Annotated in this window: 15 protein-coding genes and 1 pseudogene; 8 read left to right on the forward strand and 8 right to left on the reverse strand. The window is 60.7% G+C overall.

The genetic code is table 11. The features are described from left to right. Positions 1–100 precede the first annotated feature (100 nt). The 4 genes from dnaA (at position 101) to gyrB (ending at position 6172) form a co-directional block, all read left to right on the forward strand. Positions 101–1471 (forward strand): chromosomal replication initiator protein DnaA, encoded by a 1371-nt coding sequence (gene dnaA, locus KI797_RS00005; protein WP_041206622.1) that lies wholly within the window; start codon positions 101–103, stop codon positions 1469–1471. Positions 1472–1554: 83 nt separating this feature from the next. Then, positions 1555–2658 (forward strand): DNA polymerase III subunit beta, encoded by a 1104-nt coding sequence (dnaN, locus tag KI797_RS00010; RefSeq protein WP_005326306.1) that lies wholly within the window; start codon positions 1555–1557, stop codon positions 2656–2658. A gap of 2 nt (positions 2659–2660) precedes the next feature. Then, a complete protein-coding gene (gene recF, locus KI797_RS00015) occupies positions 2661–3764 on the forward strand; it encodes a DNA replication/repair protein RecF (protein WP_005326309.1) in 1104 nt (367 codons plus the stop codon). Beyond that, positions 3761–6172 carry a DNA topoisomerase (ATP-hydrolyzing) subunit B gene (gyrB, locus tag KI797_RS00020; protein WP_005326310.1) on the forward strand — a complete coding sequence of 804 codons (2412 nt, stop codon included), beginning with the start codon at positions 3761–3763 and terminating at the stop codon, positions 6170–6172. Before recF ends, gyrB begins: the two co-directional genes overlap by 4 nt. A 118-nt stretch (positions 6173–6290) precedes the next feature. Here the strand turns inward: gyrB and KI797_RS00025 are convergent, their stop codons facing one another. The 4 genes and pseudogenes from KI797_RS00025 to KI797_RS00040 form a co-directional block, all read right to left on the reverse strand. Beyond that, on the reverse strand, positions 6291–6668 hold the full coding sequence (locus KI797_RS00025; protein ID WP_226173195.1) for a VOC family protein: 378 nt from the start codon (positions 6666–6668) through the stop codon (positions 6291–6293). A 69-nt stretch (positions 6669–6737) separates the two neighbouring features. Continuing rightward, positions 6738–7441, reverse strand: a pseudogene (locus tag KI797_RS00030) (helix-turn-helix transcriptional regulator). Positions 7442–7506: 65 nt separating this feature from the next. Beyond that, complete coding sequence (locus tag KI797_RS00035; RefSeq protein ID WP_226173198.1) at positions 7507–8466, reverse strand: helix-turn-helix domain-containing protein; 960 nt, start codon at positions 8464–8466, stop codon at positions 7507–7509. Positions 8467–8559: 93 nt separating this feature from the next. After that, the gene (locus tag KI797_RS00040; protein ID WP_226170904.1) at positions 8560–9330 is read right to left on the reverse strand and encodes an MBL fold metallo-hydrolase; all 771 of its coding nucleotides are present in this window, start codon (positions 9328–9330) and stop codon (positions 8560–8562) included. A 268-nt stretch (positions 9331–9598) separates the two neighbouring features. Between KI797_RS00040 and KI797_RS00045 the strand changes: the two genes are divergently transcribed. Both KI797_RS00045 and KI797_RS00050 read left to right on the forward strand, forming a co-directional pair. Then, positions 9599–10012 (forward strand): Hsp20 family protein, encoded by a 414-nt coding sequence (locus KI797_RS00045; RefSeq protein WP_025325189.1) that lies wholly within the window; start codon positions 9599–9601, stop codon positions 10010–10012. A gap of 92 nt (positions 10013–10104) precedes the next feature. Beyond that, complete coding sequence (locus KI797_RS00050) at positions 10105–10545, forward strand: Hsp20 family protein (protein WP_043132728.1); 441 nt, start codon at positions 10105–10107, stop codon at positions 10543–10545. An 83-nt stretch (positions 10546–10628) separates the two neighbouring features. Here KI797_RS00050 and KI797_RS00055 read toward each other — a convergent pair whose 3' ends face one another. Further along, positions 10629–11882, reverse strand: coding sequence for a valine--pyruvate transaminase (locus KI797_RS00055; RefSeq protein WP_043132726.1), 1254 nt, complete (start codon positions 11880–11882; stop codon positions 10629–10631). Between the two features lie 282 nt (positions 11883–12164). Here KI797_RS00055 and KI797_RS00060 point away from each other — a divergent pair, with 282 nt between their 5' ends. Beyond that, positions 12165–12398 carry a hypothetical protein gene (locus tag KI797_RS00060; protein WP_005326321.1) on the forward strand — a complete coding sequence of 78 codons (234 nt, stop codon included), beginning with the start codon at positions 12165–12167 and terminating at the stop codon, positions 12396–12398. On the opposite strand, the gene KI797_RS00065 is transcribed toward KI797_RS00060, so the two are convergent. Beyond that, complete coding sequence (locus KI797_RS00065) at positions 12364–13152, reverse strand: AraC family transcriptional regulator (protein WP_139751709.1); 789 nt, start codon at positions 13150–13152, stop codon at positions 12364–12366. The genes KI797_RS00060 and KI797_RS00065 overlap by 35 nt on opposite strands. A 92-nt stretch (positions 13153–13244) precedes the next feature. Here KI797_RS00065 and KI797_RS00070 point away from each other — a divergent pair, with 92 nt between their 5' ends. Beyond that, positions 13245–14372 carry a multidrug effflux MFS transporter gene (locus KI797_RS00070; protein WP_043132721.1) on the forward strand — a complete coding sequence of 376 codons (1128 nt, stop codon included), beginning with the start codon at positions 13245–13247 and terminating at the stop codon, positions 14370–14372. A gap of 4 nt (positions 14373–14376) precedes the next feature. On the opposite strand, the gene KI797_RS00075 is transcribed toward KI797_RS00070, so the two are convergent. Then, complete coding sequence (locus KI797_RS00075) at positions 14377–15060, reverse strand: response regulator (RefSeq protein WP_226170905.1); 684 nt, start codon at positions 15058–15060, stop codon at positions 14377–14379. Positions 15061–15126: 66 nt separating this feature from the next. Next, the gene (locus KI797_RS00080; RefSeq protein WP_161506692.1) at positions 15127–17715 is read right to left on the reverse strand and encodes a sensor histidine kinase; all 2589 of its coding nucleotides are present in this window, start codon (positions 17713–17715) and stop codon (positions 15127–15129) included. Positions 17716–17829 lie beyond the last annotated feature (114 nt).

The following is a 17829-nucleotide window of genomic DNA, read 5'->3' on the forward strand; positions in this document are numbered from 1 at the left end:
AGGATCTTATTTGCTGGATCCGTGCGGCGGCAACTGGAGATCCAGCCACTAAAAACGTAGAATAGCCGGTCTTTACTTAATCAATTGACGGGAGTCTAGAGTGACTGCTTCGCTATGGCAGCAGTGCCTTAACCGGCTGCAAGATGAGTTGCCCTCGGCAGAATTCAGCATGTGGATCCGGCCGCTTCAAGCGGAGTTGAGTGACAATACTCTGACCCTGTATGCACCGAATCGCTTCGTTCTGGACTGGGTACGCGACAAGTACCTGCTCCGGGTCAATGGCATCATCAACGAGCTGTGCGGAGCCGATGCTCCCACCCTGCGTTTTGACATCGGTAATCGTCCCCATCCCGTCGCGGTCGCAAGAGCGCCGGCGCGCGGTGTCGATCCTGTGAATAACTCTCACAAGAGCTGGGAAAGCAAGGCTGAAACCAAGCCCGAGCCGAACCACAAGAGCAACACCAACGTGAACTACACCTTCGAGAATTTCGTCGAAGGTAAGTCCAACCAGTTGGCCCGAGCGGCGGCCCGTCAGGTGGCCGACAATCCGGGTGGCGCTTACAACCCGCTGTTCCTCTATGGGGGCACCGGTCTGGGCAAGACCCACTTGCTGCACGCCGTTGGCAACGCCATCAAGGAACGCAAGAAAGACGCCAAAGTCATCTACATGCACTCCGAACGGTTCGTGCAGGACATGGTGAAGGCGCTGCAGAATAACGCCATTGAAGAGTTCAAGCGTTATTACCGTAGCGTCGATGCCCTGCTCATCGATGACATCCAGTTCTTCGCCAACAAGGAGCGCTCCCAGGAGGAGTTCTTCCATACCTTCAACGCCCTGCTCGAAGGTAACCAGCAGATCATCCTGACCTCGGATCGTTATCCGAAGGAGATCAACGGTGTCGAGGATCGCCTCAAGTCCCGCTTCGGCTGGGGCCTGACGGTGGCGATCGAACCGCCCGAGCTGGAGACCCGCGTCGCCATCCTGATGCGCAAGGCGGACGAGAACCAGATCCATCTGCCGGACGAAGTGGCCTTCTTCATCGCCAAGCGGCTGCGCTCCAACGTCCGTGAACTGGAAGGCGCCCTCAACCGGGTAATCGCCAACGCCAACTTCACCGGCCGTGCCATCAACATCGACTTCGTGCGCGAGGCGCTGCGCGACCTGCTGGCCTTGCAGGAGAAGCTGGTCACCATCGACAACATCCAGAAGACGGTGGCGGAGTACTACAAGATCAAGCTGGCGGATCTGCTGTCCAAGCGTCGTTCCCGTTCCGTTGCCCGCCCGCGTCAGCTGGCGATGGCCCTGGCCAAGGAGCTGACCAACCACAGTTTGCCGGAGATAGGGGATGCCTTTGGTGGCCGTGACCACACGACCGTTCTTCATGCCTGCCGCAAGATCGAGCAGCTGAAGGAGGAGAGTCACGACATCAAGGAAGACTATTCCAACCTGATCCGTACCCTTTCGTCCTGATAACGGAACGGAGTGGACAGATGGGGCTCGAATATTCCAACCTGATCCAAAAATTTTCCTCCTAATCACAACGGAGAGCACAGATGCAGCTCGAAATTAGCCGTGAGGCCCTGTTACGTCCTCTGCAACTGGTGTCCGGTGCCCTGGGTGGCCGGCCGACCCTGCCCATCCTCGGCAACGTCCTGCTCGATGTCAGCAATGGCCTGCTGTCGCTGACCGGGACAGATCTCGAGGTGGAGATGATAGGCCAGGTCTATCTCAGCAGCGACAGCCAGGATGGGCGTACCACAGTGCCGGCCCGCAAGTTGCTGGATATCTGCCGCGGCCTGCCGGAAGGGGCGGATATCCGTCTCAACACCGAAGGCGAGCGGTTGATAATCCGTTCCGGCCGCTCCCGCTTCAATCTCTCGACCCTGCCGGCGACCGAGTACCCGAACATCGAGGACTGGGAATCCGTGCTCGAGTTCGACATCAGCCAGCTGGAGCTGAAGAAACTGATCGATGCGACCCAGTTCTCCATGGCCAGCCAGGATGTGCGTTACTACCTGAACGGCATGCTGTTCGAGAGCGAAGGCCATGGCCTGCGCACCGTCGCCACCGACGGTCACCGCCTGGCCACCTGCCGCCGTGAAGTGGTCGGGGAATCGCTGCCCGATCATCAGGTCATCCTGCCCCGCAAGGGTGTGCTGGAGCTGGTGCGCCTCCTGGAGGCGGAAGACAAGCCGGTGCGCTTGCAGGTCGGTCGCAGCAACCTGCGTGCCGCCCTGGATGGCTTCATCTTCACCTCCAAGCTGGTGGATGGCCGCTTCCCTGACTGGCGTCGTGTCATTCCCCGGGGGAGCGACAAGGCCCTGATCGCCGGTCGTGAGGATCTGCGCCAGGCCTTCGCCCGTGCCGCCATCCTCTCCAACGAGAAATTCCGTGGGGTGCGTCTCAATCTGCAGGAAAACCTGCTGCGCATCACCGCCAACAACCCGGAACAGGAAGAAGCCGAGGAGTTGCTTGACGTACAATATGCCGCTGGCGAGATGGAGATCGGCTTCAACGTCTCCTATGTGCTGGACGTGCTGAATACGTTAAAATGTGACCAAATCCGGATCAGCCTGAGTGATTCCATCAGCAGTGCCATTATTGAGGATTTTGACAGCCAAGATGCCCAGTATGTGGTGATGCCGATGCGGATCTAGTCGTGTCCCTGGTCAAACTCCAGCTCAGCGACTTTCGCAACATCCAGCACGCCAGTCTCGCGCTGTCCCCCGGCCTCAATATCCTGGTCGGGTGCAATGGCAGCGGCAAGACCAGCGTGCTGGAAGCCATCCATTACCTCGGTCTCGGTCGTTCTTTTCGTACTCACCTGACCGGGCGGGTTATCCGCCAGGGGGAGAGGGCGTTTACCCTGTTTGCCCAGTGCGAGCTGGAAGGGCGTCAGGTGCCCATCGGGCTTGCCAAGGACAAGGGGGGCGAGACCCAGCTCAAGATCGCCGGGGCCCAGGCCCAGCGATTGGCCGATCTGGCAGAGCTGTTGCCGGTGCAGTTGATCCACCCCGATGGCTTCAACCTGCTGACCGGCGGGCCCCAGGCTCGCCGGGCCTGGCTGGACTGGGGCGTCTTCCATCAGGAGCCGACCTTCTTCTCCCTGTGGGGACGGGTGCGGCGTCTGCTGAAACAGCGCAATGCGCTGCTGCGCCAGAGCAGCCAGTATCGCCAGCTGGCGTTCTGGGATCAGGAGCTGGTGCGGCTCGGGGGTGAACTGGCGGAGTTTCGCGCCAGTTATTGTCAGGCCATTACCCCCCTGATCAAGGAGATGACGGCGGATTTTTTGCCGGAATTCGACATCAGCCTCGGTTTCTATCGGGGCTGGGAGAGAGAGACTCCCCTCGGCGACTTGCTGGAGGCGGGGTTCGAGCGGGATCGTTCGCTGGGGTACACTGGGGTCGGTCCGCAGAAGGCGGATGTGCGGCTCAAGGCGAACGGGGTGCCCGCTCAGGATATTTTGTCCAGGGGTCAGTTGAAGTTGCTGGTCTGTGCCATGCGACTGGCTCAAGGGCTCTATTTGAATCAACATAGCAGCCGTGGCTGTATTTTTTTAATTGACGATTTTGCCTCTGAACTGGATGTCGACAAACGTCGCCTGCTGGCCGCAAGGCTGAAGCAGTGCGCGTCCCAGGTGTTTATCACCGCCATCGATACCGGTCAGCTCGCAGACATGATGGATGCGAGTGACTGCAAGCTGTTCCACGTGGAACAAGGCAAGATCTCCGAAACGTTAGAGAAGGCAGAGAGTAAGCTATGAGTGAAAATACTTACGACTCCTCGAATATCAAGGTGCTGAAGGGCCTGGATGCGGTCCGCAAGCGCCCGGGGATGTATATCGGCGATACGGATGATGGCTCGGGCCTGCACCACATGGTGTTCGAGGTCGTCGATAACTCCATTGACGAGGCTCTGGCTGGCTACTGCTCCGATATTCAGGTCAAGATCCATTCCGACGGTTCCGTCTCCGTGCGTGACAATGGCCGGGGCATCCCGGTCGACATGCACGAGGAGGAGGGCCGCTCCGCCGCCGAAGTCATCATGACGGTGCTTCACGCCGGCGGCAAATTCGATGACAACTCCTACAAGGTATCCGGCGGCCTGCACGGCGTGGGTGTCTCAGTGGTGAACGCCCTCTCTGACAAGCTGCTGCTGACCATACGTCGCAACGGCCACGTCTACGAGCAGACCTATCACCTGGGTGAGCCGCAGGCGCCGCTCAAGCAGATTGGCGACAGCACCGGCACCGGCACCGAAGTGCGCTTCTGGCCGAGCCCGACCATCTTTACCGATACCCTGTATCACTACGAGATCCTGGCCAAGCGCCTGCGTGAGCTCTCTTTCCTGAACTCCGGTGTCTCCATCCGCCTGCTGGACGAGCGTGATGGCCGCGAGGCGCATTTCTGCTACGAGGGTGGCATCAAGGCGTTCGTTGAATACCTGAACCAGAACAAGACCCCGATCCATCCCAAGGTGTTTCACTTCACCACCGAGCAGGATGGCATCGGCGTTGAAGTGGCGATGCAGTGGAACGACGCCTATCAGGAAGGGGTCTACTGCTTCACCAACAACATCCCGCAGCGGGATGGGGGCACTCACCTGGTGGGCTTCCGTACCGCGCTGACCCGTACCCTCAACTCCTACATGGATAAAGAGGACTACAGCAAGAAGGCCAAGTCTGCCGCCAGTGGCGACGACGTCCGTGAAGGCCTGATTGCGGTCATCTCCGTCAAGGTGCCTGATCCCAAGTTCTCCTCCCAGACCAAGGACAAACTGGTTTCTTCCGAAGTGAAGACTGCCGTTGAACAGGCAATGGGCGAGAAGTTGGCGGACTTCCTGCTGGAAAACCCGGGCGACGCCAAGATCGTGGTCAACAAGATCATCGATGCGGCCCGTGCCCGTGAAGCGGCCCGCAAGGCCCGGGAACTGACTCGCCGCAAGGGTGCGCTGGACATCGCCGGTCTGCCCGGCAAGCTGGCTGACTGCCAGGAGAAAGATCCGGCCCTCTCCGAACTCTACATAGTGGAAGGGGACTCTGCTGGCGGCTCCGCCAAGCAGGGTCGCAACCGCAAGAACCAGGCTATCCTGCCGCTCAAGGGCAAGATCCTGAACGTGGAGAAGGCCCGTTTCGACAAGATGATCTCCTCGCAAGAGGTAGGCACCCTGATCACGGCACTGGGCTGCGGTATCGGTCGCGACGAGTACAACCCGGACAAGCTGCGCTACCACAACATCATCATCATGACGGATGCGGACGTCGATGGTGCGCACATCCGTACCCTGCTGCTGACCTTCTTCTACCGTCAGATGCCGGAGATCATCGAGCGTGGCTACGTCTTCATCGCCCAGCCGCCGCTCTACAAGGTCAAGAAGGGCAAGCAGGAGCAGTATCTGAAAGACGAAGATGCGCTGCTGCAGTACCAGACCTCCATGGCGTTGGACGGTGCTACCCTGCACGTCAACGAGTCTGCCCCGGCTATCGGTGGCGAGGCGCTGGAGCGTCTGGTCAACCAGCACCGTGCCGTCTCTCACCTGATCACCCGCATGTCCCGCCGCGCCCCGGATGCTGTGCTGACCCAGCTGATCTATCAGCCTGAGTTGAACGAGACCCTGCTGGCCAGCGAGAGCGATCTGCTGGCCTGGTGTCAGGGGATGGAAGCCGTACTCAACGAGAGCAACCACGGCATCCAGTACCAGATCCAGGTTCGTCGTGACGAAGAGCGCAGCCTGTTCGTGCCCCACGCCGTGGTACGTCAGCACGGTGTCGACCGCGAATACCCGCTCAGCTACGACTTCCTGCAATCCGGTGAATACCGTCAGCTGGTCTCCCTGGGCAAGGAGATCGCCAACCTGATCGAGGATGGCGGTTTCATCAAGCGTGGCGAGAAGGTGAAGCCGGTGGCCAACTTCGTGGAAGCGGTCGACTGGCTGATGGGCGAAGGCAAGCGTGGCATCTACATCCAGCGCTATAAAGGGCTGGGCGAGATGAACCCGGATCAGCTGTGGGAAACCACCATGGATCCGGAAGCCCGTCGCATGCTGCGCGTCACCATAGACGACGCCGTCGGTGCTGACCAGCTCTTCTCCACCCTGATGGGCGATGCGGTCGAACCCCGTCGTGACTTTATCGAGACCAACGCCTTGCGCGTGGCCAACCTCGACGTCTAATCGACTCGGTCAGACAGTAAAAAGCCGCTCCTTGTGAGCGGCTTTTTTGTTTTCAGGGAGAGGGAAATAGCACGTTCCACGTGAAACATGAAACCACCTTGGTGTTGATAATTCCGACTCAGCCCAGTCCTGGTGCCAGGCAGTAGAGGCGCAGGCGATGGCCATCGGGATCAAGCGCCATGCCGGTATAGCCAAACTCCATCCGGGTCGGCTGCTGGATGATGGTCAGGCCGTGAGCCTGCCATTCGGCCAAGCCCGTATCGACACTGGTTTCGTCGGGCAGCGGGAAGGCCAGCTCCATGGCCCCTGCACTCTGGGTAGCTGCGGGGTCGACGGTGGCGCTGGACCAGAGCGCCAGTTTTGCTCCCGATTCGAACACGAACATGGCAAAGGTGGGGGACTCCTCTACCGGCGGGCGGCCGAATAGCTCGCGATAGAAGCGGGCGCTGCGCGCCGGATTGGCGACATAGAGAATGGTGAATGGCGGGACTAACAACATGGTGACGCTCCTTGTTTCGGGGAGGGCGCATCTGCGCCGACCCCGTCAGCATGGCGTCACCTGCTGTCAGTTTCTGTCAGCAATGAATTTGGGTTGCGGGATCTGCTGGGTAGCGCGCCACGCTTTCAGCAAGCTCTCTCTGTTTTTGGGATAGCGGCTCTCTTCCTGTTTCATCCAGGTGATGCGATCTACCCGAAAGTGACGAAAGCCCTGGCGCAGCTGGCACCAGGCGACAAGTACCCGCACCTGTTCGAAGTAGCCGAGGGCAAAGGGCCATACGGTGCGCTCCGAACTCTCCTCCTTGAGATCCCGATAGCTCAGGGTTACCTTGCGCTGCTGGCGGATGGCGTTGCGCAGTGGAGCCTCGTCAACGGGGCTGTCGCCGCGAGAGGTGCCGATCAGCAGGGCATTGGTCTGCAGTTGCTGGCGATAGTCGGCGGGCAACACGGCTTCTATCTTGGCCAGCGCACTGCTGGCCGATGCACTCAAGGCGCTGTCGCCGTGGGCGACCACCCAGCGCGACCCCAATACCAGCGCATCCAATTCCTCCTCGCTGAACATCAGCGGCGGCAGCATGAAGCCGGGGCGCAGTACATAGCCGATACCCGCTCTCCCTCGATATGGGCGCCTTGCGCCTGCAGGGTGGCGATGTCCCGATAGAGGGTGCGCAGACTGATGCCAAGCCGGCTGGCCAGCTCTGTGCCTGTGATGGCGTAGCGGTGGCCGCGTAGTAGCTGGAGCAGGGCCTGCAGGCGTTCGGAACGGGACATGGGATGTCTCCTCGGGATTTTTGGTTATCCTGCCATAGCGGGTTGAAAGGGTACAAAGTGCATCATCATGGCTTGTTGCCGCCAAATGCTCGGCGCCACTCGCTGGGAGAGACGGCGAAACGTGCCCGGAAGTGATTGCGCAGGGAGGTGGCGCTCTTGAAGCCAATCAGTTCAGCGATACGCTCAATGGAATGACCGCTCACCTCCAGCAACTCCTGACTGCGCCTGAGCCGCTCCGCCAGCAGCCATTCACCTACCGAAAGACCAGTGGCCTGATGAAAGCGGCGGGTAAAGGTGCGCCGGCTCATCAGGGTATGGGCCGCCAGAGTATCCAGGGTATGGGGTTCGGCCAGATGAGCGCGCAGATGATCGAGCAACTGGTTCATCCTGGTATCGCGGGTGGAGGCGGGAACCGGCTGCTCGATAAACTGGGCCTGACCTCCTTCCCGGTAGGGCGGGATCACCAGCCGCCGCGCCACCTTGTTGGCGATGGCCGAGCCGTAGTACTGCCGCACCAGATAGAGGCAGCAGTCCAATCCGGCCGCGGTGCCTGCCGAGGTGACCAACCCCTCGTCATCCACATAGAGAGCATTGGTATCGAGTTGCACGGCGGGAAAGCGGCTCATGAAGTCTTGCTCGTACTCCCAATGGGTCGAGGCCCTGCGTCCCTCCAGCAGGCCGGCATAGGCCAGTACATAGGTGCCGAGACAGAGTCCGACCAGCTGGGCGCCTCTGGCTCTGGCGGCGATCAGGGCATCGAGTAGCGCCACGGGCGGCCGAACTGCCGGATCGTGCCAGAAGGGGATGACGATGATGTCCGCCTCGGTCAGCCCCTCCAGCCCATAGGGTGCCTGAATGGTGAAGCCTTGTGCCGAATGGGAGTGGATGCTGGCGTCACCACAGCAGAGCCTGAGCCCGAACAGCGGCTGACCCGGCAGGATATCGCCGAAAATGAGGCTGGGGACTGCGCAGTGAAAAGGGCTGAAGTGATCGAAGGTCACCACGGCAACGATGGGGGAAAGCATGGCGTTGGCATCCTCTCTGCGCAGAGCAATCATCATAAGTGTTTGCAGCCGAAAGCCTAAGGGCCATGCTCGATATTCGCATGGCCCTGTCAGTTACAGTGAGAGAGCCTCGCCATCCTCCGGCACTCGTACCCGATCCGTCATGCCTCGATCTGTCAGATAGGTGCGCAGCTCCTGGCGTGACAGCACGGCGTGGTTGACCGCCTCCATGTGGCTGGCGATCAGGGTGGCCTGTGGTGCAGCCTGATATACGGCGGCGACATCCTCCTTGCCCATGATGATGGAGCCGAGCCCCGTTACCTGGGCATCGCCGCAGTTGAGGATGATCACCTCGGGCTGGTGCAGTTGCAGGGCCTGTTTCACCTGAGCATTCCAGACTGTATCACCGGCCAGATAGAGACTCGGCTCATCTGGGTGGGAGAAGACCACGCCGCACACTTCACCCATGCGCTCGCCCAGTACCGCCATCAGTTGATCGCTGCCGTGCTGGCCACCGGTCTGCTGCAGGTGTATACCGGCAAATTCGGCCTGCTCGCTCAGCAGGCGGACATCCTCAAAGCCACTGGCACGAATGGCATCGGCATCTCTCTGATGTTGTACAAAGAGCGGCAGATGCTTGGGGACCAACGTTCTGGCGGAATCATCCCAGTGGTCAGGATGATCGTGGGTGACAATAACGGCATCCACATCGACAAGCTCATCGATCGGCAGCGGCAGCTCGACCAGTGGATTGCGCAGCTGGCTGTTGGCGGTGCCCTCAAAGCCGGGGAAGGCACCCTTGGCCGAGAGCATGGGGTCGATCAGAAAGCGGGTGCCGGCATAGTCGAGCAGCAGGGTGGCGTTGCGAACCTGGGTAATCTTCATGGGATGGTTCCATATTGGCTGGTGTATATGCAACCCATTATGGGGGACGGAGCGCGTTGCCATCAGTGGCCCACGGGTCGATTATCATCACTATCGGGCCAACTGGATGGAGCGCCTCATAAGTAAAAAATCTTAAAAAAATCCCTTGAAAGGAAAAAGTGAGCCCCTATATAGGTAACAAGGCCGGAACGCTCGACAGAGGTTTCGACCAGGCGCCCGTCCATCAGGAGGGCAAACAATCCGTTATCGCTCACAAGAGGGTAATACTATGCGTTCTATCGACTTTTCTCCGCTCTATCGTTCTGCCATTGGTTTCGATCGTCTGGCCAATCTCATCGAATCTGCAGCCAGCAATGGCAATGCCGGTTATCCCCCCTACAACATCGAGCAGCTGGGTGACAACGACTACCGCATCAGCATGGCGGTGGCGGGCTTTACCCAAGAAGAGCTGGAGCTGAGCTTCCAGGAAAATCTGCTGACGGTGAAAGGCAACAAGCAGGCTGACACCGAGCGCCACTATCTCTATCAGGGCATCGCCGAGCGCGGCTTCGAGCGTCGCTTCCAGCTGGCCGACTATGTGCGGGTGAAGGGGGCCGATCTCAAGAATGGTCTGCTGCACATCGATCTGGCCCGTGAAGTGCCCGAGGCGATGAAGCCCCGCAAGATCGAGATCAACGGCTGACAGCTTGAACTCACTGCGATTTTCACATTTCCCGGGTGCTGATGACGGGCCTGTGGAGAGTCAAACCTGTTGCTTATTAGAAGGATAGGATTATGCGTAACCTCGATTTTTCTCACCTCTCTTCCAATGCCGTCGGCTTCGAGCGGATGGCACGCGAGCTGGAAGGCCTGTTCGACCAGAAGGCGGCGGCCTATCCCCCTTACAACATCGAGAAGCGGGAGCATGACGGCTACCGCATCACGGTTGCCGTGGCTGGCTTCGAGCGCGACGAGCTGGAGCTGGAGACCGAAAACGGCACCCTCAAGGTGAAGGGGCGCAAGGCCGCTGCGGCCGGTGAGCGTCAATTCCTCCATCAGGGGATTGCCGAGCGTGACTTCGAGCTCGCCTTCAAGCTGAGCCAGCACGTGGAGGTTAAGGGGGCCAGACTGGAGCATGGTCTGCTGACCATAGATCTCGCCCGCGAATTGCCGGAGGCACTCAAGCCCCGCGCCATCCCCATCGGCAAACCCGATCAGCTGGCGCTGCCGAGCTAAGCCGGGAATGTCAGGCCGGGGAGCCTGACACCAGAGACGAGAAAGGCCTGCGATTGCAGGCCTTTCTTTTATCTGCAAGCGAGTCAGCTGCCGCGGTAAATGGCGTTGATCTCGTCTGCCAGTATGGCGATGCCGCGCCGCACCAGCTCCTCGCTCTGGGAGTAGTTGAGGCGAATGCACTCCTGACTGTGGCGCCACTCGGGGTCGTCGATTCCGGGGAAGAAGTAGTGACCCGGCACTATCAGCAGGTTCTTCGCCTTCAGCCGCTCGTAGAGCGCCTGGCAGTGGATCGGCAGGCCTTCGAACCAGAGCCAGAGGAAGAGGGCACCTTCCGGCTTGTGGATGTGGAAGCGCGGATCGGGAATGGCTTCTCGCAGCAGTTGCACGGCGAAGTCGGCCTTCTGCTTGTAGAAGGGTTTCACCACCTGCTCGCTCAGGGCGATGATCTCGCCGCTCTCTATCATGGGGATGGTGATGGCGGGCCCCAGGCTGCCAGGCGCCAGGTTGATGATGCCGCTCAGGTTGGTGATGGCCTGGATGATCTTCTCGTCGGCGATGACGATGCCGCAGCGGGTGCCCGGCAGGCCCAGCTTGGAGAGGCTCATGCAGAGGATGGTGTTGGCATTCCAGAACGGCTTGGCCTCGCTGAAGATGATGCCAGGGAAGGGCACGCCGTAAGCGTTGTCGAGCAGCAGCGGGATCCCCTTGTCGCGGGCGATCTGATCCAGATGCTCAATCTCTTCATCGGTCAGCACGTTGCCTGTGGGGTTGGTCGGACGGGAGACACATATCACTCCGATGTCGTCGCCCACCTCCAGGCTCTCGAAATCCACATGGTATTTGAACTGGCCGTCGGCCAGCTTCTCTATGGTGGGCTTGTAGGCGACGAAGTGATCCTCCGCCAGGGCCGAGTCCGCATAGCCGATGTATTCGGGGGCCAGGGGGAAGAGCACCTTCTTCTTGCGGCCATCGGCGAACTCGCCGGCCAGCAGGTTGAACAGATAGAAGAAGGCATTCTGGCTGCCGTTGGTCAGGGCTATGTTGCGGGCCGAGATGTCCCAGCCCAGCTCTCTCTTGAGCAGGGCGGCCAGCGCCTTGGTGAACCTGTCCTTGCCTTGCGGGCCATCGTAGTTGGCCATGGCCTTGATCAGCTCGCCATTGTCAAGCAGCTGCTTGGCCTCGGTCTGAAAGCGTTCCAGCATGGCGGGGATGGGGGCCGGATTGCCGCCTCCCAGCATGATGGCGTCCGGATTGAGCAGCCCCTGATTGAGGTCATCCATGAGTTGGGTAATGCCGGCGTGGCGAGTGAACTTCTCGCCGAACAAGGAGAATTCCATTCGGTGACAGATCCAGAGTCAGTTACGGGGGAGCTAGCACCATAGCTCAGTTTAAAAGCGGGTGTCGATCAAAATCATGGGACGTTCCACGTGGAACGGGCTTCGGAAAATGGATGTGGTAAAAATAACCACTTATGGGTTTCAAAATAACCAATAGGATGGTCAGTAATGCCTGAAATGGCATCAAAAATTATTTTACTTAAACATAATCAATTGCTTACATAATTGGCACGACTATTGGAATAACTCTCTGGTCATCTCAATCATACCGGAGCAAGCCAGATGAAGACCCTGATCGCCACTCTGATAATGAGCACCCTGAGCCTGAATGTCATGGCAATTGAAAACCTCAGACCTGAGCTGGATACCGCCAAACTGGGGCAGGAGATGCTGGCCCAGCAGCAGCAGGCATCCCGGGCTGTGGTGCTGGATGCCCTCAGCAACTTGAAGCCACTGGCACTGGATACCCTGGTGGTAGAAGCTAGCTCGGCTGATGCGACTCACCCCGAGAGTTGAGGTAACGCAGGGGAGTTTGCCCCGTGTGTTGCTTGAAGAAGCTGATGAAGGCGCTGTCGCTGGAAAACTCCAGCGCAGTGGCAATCCGGCTGATGGGCACGGCCTCGGCCAGCAGCTCCATGGCGCGCAACAATCGCCACTGCTGGCGCCAGGCCTGATAGTTCATGCCGGTCTCCTTCATGAAGATGCGGCCTATGGTCTTGTCACTGGCACCCACCCGCTCGGCCAGCCGGTTGAGCCGCTCGGGCAGGATGTTGCCCCGCTTTATCTCCTGTAGCCAAGCCCCCAGTCGCGCATCCGTTGGTAGTGGCAGTTGCCAGGTTTCCCGCGGTGCTTGCGCCAGCTCCTCCATGAACAGCGCCAATGTCAGGCGCTGTTCCGCTTCAGGCTTATTCCATGGCCAGAGCGCCATTCGTTCAATGATTTCCCGCAGCAGTGGATTGACTGCCACCACCTGCACACTGGCTGGCAGCTCTGGCTGTGGCGCGAAGTAAAGGGAGCGATAGGCCACCACACCGCGCATCAAAACCTGATGGGGCACACCAGCCGGCAGCCAGGCCGCCCGGCTGGGTGGCAACAGATAGACCTGGTTGCCCAGCTCTATCGTCATGCACCCGGCCTGGGCAAACAGCAGCTGGTGGCATTGATGCACATGTTGGCCGGAATCATGCCAACCCAGTGCGGAGGCAATGCCGATCACGCCGCCATTCAGGCGGTCGGGGTCGAAAGGGTGATCGGGAAGAATAAAGGCCATGTGTCCGATTCTTGATGTATATAGTCCTGCTTATTGTAATCAGACAATCGGCATCTCTCTAGAATGACGACCTCTTGTGAAGGAGGTTTGTCATGAACAACAAGTTGCCACCGCTCTGGCTGGTGGTGGGATTGATGATGTTCCCCCAGATAGTGGAGACCATCTACAGCCCGGCGCTGACCCAGATCGCTACCCAGTTCAGGGTGAGCGACGGGCAGGCATCCCAGACCCTGTCGGTCTATTTTCTGGCGTTTGCCGTGGGTGTGGTCTGCTGGGGCAGGCTCTGTGATTTGATCGGGCGGCGCCCGGCCATGCTGGCCGGTCTGTTGACCTATGGACTCGGTACCTTGCTGGCGTTGCTGGCGACCGAATTTGAAACCTTGCTGCTGGCCAGGATCATCTCGGCCTTTGGTGCCGCCGTGGGATCGGTCGTGACCCAGACCATGCTGCGTGACAGCTACCAGGGCAGTGATTTGGCCAAGGTCTTCTCTGTGATGGGGGCGGCCCTGTCCATCAGCCCCGTGCTGGGGCTGGTGAGTGGTGGTCTGCTGGCCGAGCAGTTTGGTTATCTGGGGGTCTTCAGCGGCCTGATGGTGCTGGCCCTGGTGCTGGGATTGATCGCCAGCTGGCGGTTGCCGGAAACCCGTCCAGAAACCACGACCAGTATTGCCCTTTGGCCACTGGCGTGCCGGATGGCTCGGGATGGTGGACTCTGGCGCAGCGCCCTGCTGGTCGCCCTGTTCAATACCATGCTGTTCGGTTACTACAGCCTGGCGCCCTTTCTGTTCGCTGAGCAGGGGTGGAGTGCCAGCGAGTTTGGTTATTCCGGTGCCGTACTGGCGTTGGCGACCCTGCTCGGCAGCCTGCTGAACAAGCGCCTGCTGGGCAAAGGGTGGCAACCGGCCTCACTCATCCAGTTGGCCGCATCGCTGGCACTGGGAGCGGGTGCTGCAGTGTGGGCGAGTCAGAGTTCGCTCTGGTTCCTGCTGCCCATGATGGGCGTTGTGGTGGCCTACGGTATCGCTATCCCCAACGTATTGAGTCAGGCCTTGCTGGCTTATCGGGAGGTGGCAGGCAGCGCCGGTGCCCTGTTCGGACTGGCCTACTACCTGCTGCTCAGCCTGGGGTTGGCGTTGGCGGCCGGCTTGCAGGATCTGGGTCTGCTGATCCTTGGCTGTGGTCTGGTGGCCGTACTGTGCAGCGGACGGCGTTCCACGTGAAACATCAGCTACCGATAAAACGGTAGCCGATGCCGGGTTCTGTTTCGATCAGACTGGGTTGCTGGGGGTTATCCCCCAGCTTCTTGCGCAGGCTGGCAATGACGATGCGCAGATAGTGGGTATCTTCCTTGTGGCTTGGCCCCCAGATGTCGTTGAGCAGCTGGGTCTGCATCACCAGCTTGCCGGGGTGACACACCAGGGCCTGCAGCAGGGCGAACTCCTTGCGAGACAGGGAAATCTCTTCATCCTTCATGGTCACCTTGTGACTGCCGGTATCCAGGCTCAGACCACATTGCGGGAAGTGGCGGCATTCGCCGCTGCTGACCCCGGCTCGCTGGCGCAGCAAGGCGCGGATGCGGGCCATCATCTCCCTGATGCCGAACGGCTTGCTCATGTAGTCGTTGGCCCCCGCATCCAGCAGCCGTACCTTCTCCTGTTCCGAATCCCGAGCCGACAGCACCAGCACTGGGTTGGGGTGATGTTCGCGGATGGCCTGCAAGATCTGGATGCCGTCCCCGTCCGGCAGGCCGAGATCCAGGATCACCAGATCGGGGTTGAGGTGGCGGTACTGCGCCAGCCCTTCGTTGACGCCCACCGCCTCGCTCACCTGGTGCCCTTCGGCGACCAGGCTGATCCGCAGAAAGCGGCGAATGGCCGCTTCATCATCTATGACCAGGATATGGGCCATCTAGCCTCCAGAGGCGAGTGTTGGGGGGCTGGGGATGGCTGACCCCAGGAGCCCGGAATGTGCACATCATACCTCAGGTGCGTTGAGGGAGAGCGGCAGAGAGATGCGCATGCAGGTACCGTTGCCGTTGGGGCCGGAGAATGCCCAGATGCGACCACCGTGGGCCTCTATCATGGCGCGGGAAATGGCGAGTCCAAGTCCGGTGCCGCGACTGCCGCAATCCCCCACCGGCTGGGTGTAGAAGAGGTTGAAGATCTTGTCCCGATCCGACTCCGCGATGCCAACCCCGATGTCGATGATGTCGATGATGAGGTCCGGGTCCGCCAGCATCACCTTGAACTCGATGGGGGTGCCGGCTGGCGAGTAGCGGGAGGCGTTGTCGAGGATGTTGACCAGCACCTGCTCGATCAGGGCACCGTGCACATAGAGCTGGGGGATCTGCTGATCGAAGTGGATCAGCAGCCTGTGCTGGCGCCAGGAGGAGTCCAGCCGCTTGCGGGCACTCTCCACTAGGTCGGCGAGGTCGACCCACTCCCGCTTCAGCTGGAAGTCCGGGGAGCCGATACGGGTCATGTCCAGCAGGTTCTGCACATAGCTGTGCAGGCGGCGCGCCTCCTCCTGCACCGAGTGGAGCAGCTCGTTGCGATCCTCGGCACTGATCCGGTCACCGTATTCCAGTAGTGTGCTGCCGGCCCCCATGATGGTGGCGAGCGGTGTCTTCAGATCGTGGGAGACCGAGGAGAGCAGGGCGGCGCGCATCCGATCCGTCTCCGCCTGCAACTGGCTGTCGGCCAACCGCTCGTTGAGATCGATCCGCGCGAGGGCGGCGCGGATGTCGGTGAGCAGCGCCTGCAACTGGTGTTCGGCGGAGGAAGCGAGCGGGCTGGCCAGCCGGATCCCCAGTACCAGTTCATCGGTGAGGTGGTGGTACTGGGCCTCGGCCGCATTGAGGGTGGCGGTGTGAGCCCCCGCGCTCTGCTTCTGGGCCAGGCACCAGTCGATGGCGGCCTTGTCGGTCTGGCCAGGTCCCCGTACCTCGTCTCCGGCCCTGTATTGGTACTCCTCATCCAGGGCAAACACGGGCTGCCCCAGGGCTAGGGAGATGGCCTGGGTACCCTGCCTGAGCACCTCCACCGGGCTGCTGGCGGTGGCCAATCCCTGGCTGAGAGAGAGCAGGGCGTTGCCAAGCTGCTGGGTCTCGCGCAAGCCCACCAGTTGCTGGCGCTGGCGGGAGGCGAGCCGCCCGGCCGTCATGCCGACGATGAGCAGCACGAACAGATTGAGCAGGTCGCTGTGGTTGGCGACGCTCAGGGAGAAGTAGGGGGCGGTGAACAGCAGGTTGTGGCCGACGAACCCCAGCACGGCCGCCAGGATGGCGGGCACCAGGCTGGTGGAGAGGGCAGTGGCGAGCACCCCCAGCACGAACAGCAGTGGCAGGGAGGCGGAGGGTAGCCAGTGAGAGAACCCCCAGGCGATGGCCGAGGTCGTTCCCATGATCAGCAGGGCCAGCAGGCTTTGGCGGATCTCCCTGGGGCCTGCAGGGTGCAGCTTCAGGCTGGGTTTGCGCTTCCCGGTGTCCACCAGTGTGATCTCGAATCCCTGAGCCTGTTTCAGCAGGTGTTGCACCAGGGAGAGGCGCCAAGGCGGGCTGTGGGGCTTGCCAAGCAACAGTTGTGAGACCTGCTGCTGTTCGGCTGTCTCCAGCAGGGCATCGGCGACCGCCGGGCTGGAGAGCGTCAGCACCCTGGCACCCAGCTGGGAGGCCAGCGCCAGCGCCTGCTCCAGCTCAGGGGAACGCTGCCCCTTGCTGTCGATGTGTACCACCAGCCAGGGCAGCTGGCGACGCTGGGCGAAGCGGTGGCCGTAACGGACCAGGGCGGCGCCGTGCTGATCCCCGAGGCAGACCATCAACTTGCCCCGCAGCGGTAGCGTGGTCTTGCCCGCCGCCTGCCACTGCAGTTGCAAATCCCCTTCCACGTGGCTGGCGGCAGTCTGCATCGCCAGCTCGCGCAGGGCGGTCAGGTTGTTGAGGGAGAAGAAGGATTGCAGGGCGGCCTTGGCCTGATGGGGCACATAGACCTTGCCCTCCTTGAGCCGGCCGAGCAGCTCCTTGGGGGGCAGGTCTATGAGGACTATGCTGTCCGCCTCCAGTAGTACCTGGTCGGGCAGGGTCTCCTTGACCCTGACCCCGGTCAGTTGCCACACCAGATCGTTGAGGCTTTCCAGGTGCTGAACATTGAGGGTGGAGTAGACATCGATGCCGGCGCCGAGCAACTCCTCCACATCCTGCCAGCGTTTCTCGTGGCGGCTGCCGGGAGCATTGGTGTGGGCCAGCTCATCCACCACTACGATGGCGGGCTTGCGTTCGAGCAAGCCATCCAGGTCCATCTCCTCCAGTCGTTGCTGGCGGTGGTGATGCAGTTTGCGTGGCTGGATGGCGAGCTTGTCGAGCAGCGCCAGGGTCTCCTGGCGCCCGTGGGTCTCGACCACGCCGATGAGAATGTCGACTCCTTCCCTGGCCTGTTCCCGCACCGCCTGCAACATGGCGTAGGTCTTGCCTACGCCGGGGGCGGCGCCGAGGAAGACCTTCAGCTTGCCCTTGTGTTCCTGTTCCAGGCTTGCCAGCAAGGCGTCGGCCCGAGCCTCATCACGCATCCATGTACTCCTGCTTCATGCCTGCCAGCAAGGCACCCGCTTTTACCACGTCACGCATCATCATCCTTATGGAGCAACTGCCGGCTCGGTTCGAAAATCTGGGTCGCCCTCCAA

The organism is Aeromonas media, assembly GCF_020423125.1.
GTDB classification, from domain to species: Bacteria; Pseudomonadota; Gammaproteobacteria; order Enterobacterales; family Aeromonadaceae; genus Aeromonas; species Aeromonas media.

Bases quoted from the DNA above. Each gene is read 5' to 3' on its own strand.
- KI797_RS00060 (WP_005326321.1), top strand. From the start codon at position 12,165: ATGAAGACCCTGATCGCCACTCTGATAATGAGCACCCTGAGCCTGAAT.
- KI797_RS00040 (WP_226170904.1), bottom strand. From the start codon at position 9,330: ATGAAGATTACCCAGGTTCGCAACGCCACCCTGCTGCTCGACTATGCC.
- KI797_RS00035 (WP_226173198.1), bottom strand. From the start codon at position 8,466: ATGCTTTCCCCCATCGTTGCCGTGGTGACCTTCGATCACTTCAGCCCT.
- gyrB (WP_005326310.1), top strand. From the start codon at position 3,761: ATGAGTGAAAATACTTACGACTCCTCGAATATCAAGGTGCTGAAGGGC.
- KI797_RS00065 (WP_139751709.1), bottom strand. From the start codon at position 13,152: ATGGCCTTTATTCTTCCCGATCACCCTTTCGACCCCGACCGCCTGAAT.
- KI797_RS00070 (WP_043132721.1), top strand. From the start codon at position 13,245: ATGAACAACAAGTTGCCACCGCTCTGGCTGGTGGTGGGATTGATGATG.
- KI797_RS00075 (WP_226170905.1), bottom strand. From the start codon at position 15,060: ATGGCCCATATCCTGGTCATAGATGATGAAGCGGCCATTCGCCGCTTT.
- KI797_RS00055 (WP_043132726.1), bottom strand. From the start codon at position 11,882: ATGGAATTCTCCTTGTTCGGCGAGAAGTTCACTCGCCACGCCGGCATT.
- KI797_RS00080 (WP_161506692.1), bottom strand. From the start codon at position 17,715: ATGCGTGATGAGGCTCGGGCCGACGCCTTGCTGGCAAGCCTGGAACAG.
- dnaN (WP_005326306.1), top strand. From the start codon at position 1,555: ATGCAGCTCGAAATTAGCCGTGAGGCCCTGTTACGTCCTCTGCAACTG.
- KI797_RS00050 (WP_043132728.1), top strand. From the start codon at position 10,105: ATGCGTAACCTCGATTTTTCTCACCTCTCTTCCAATGCCGTCGGCTTC.
- KI797_RS00045 (WP_025325189.1), top strand. From the start codon at position 9,599: ATGCGTTCTATCGACTTTTCTCCGCTCTATCGTTCTGCCATTGGTTTC.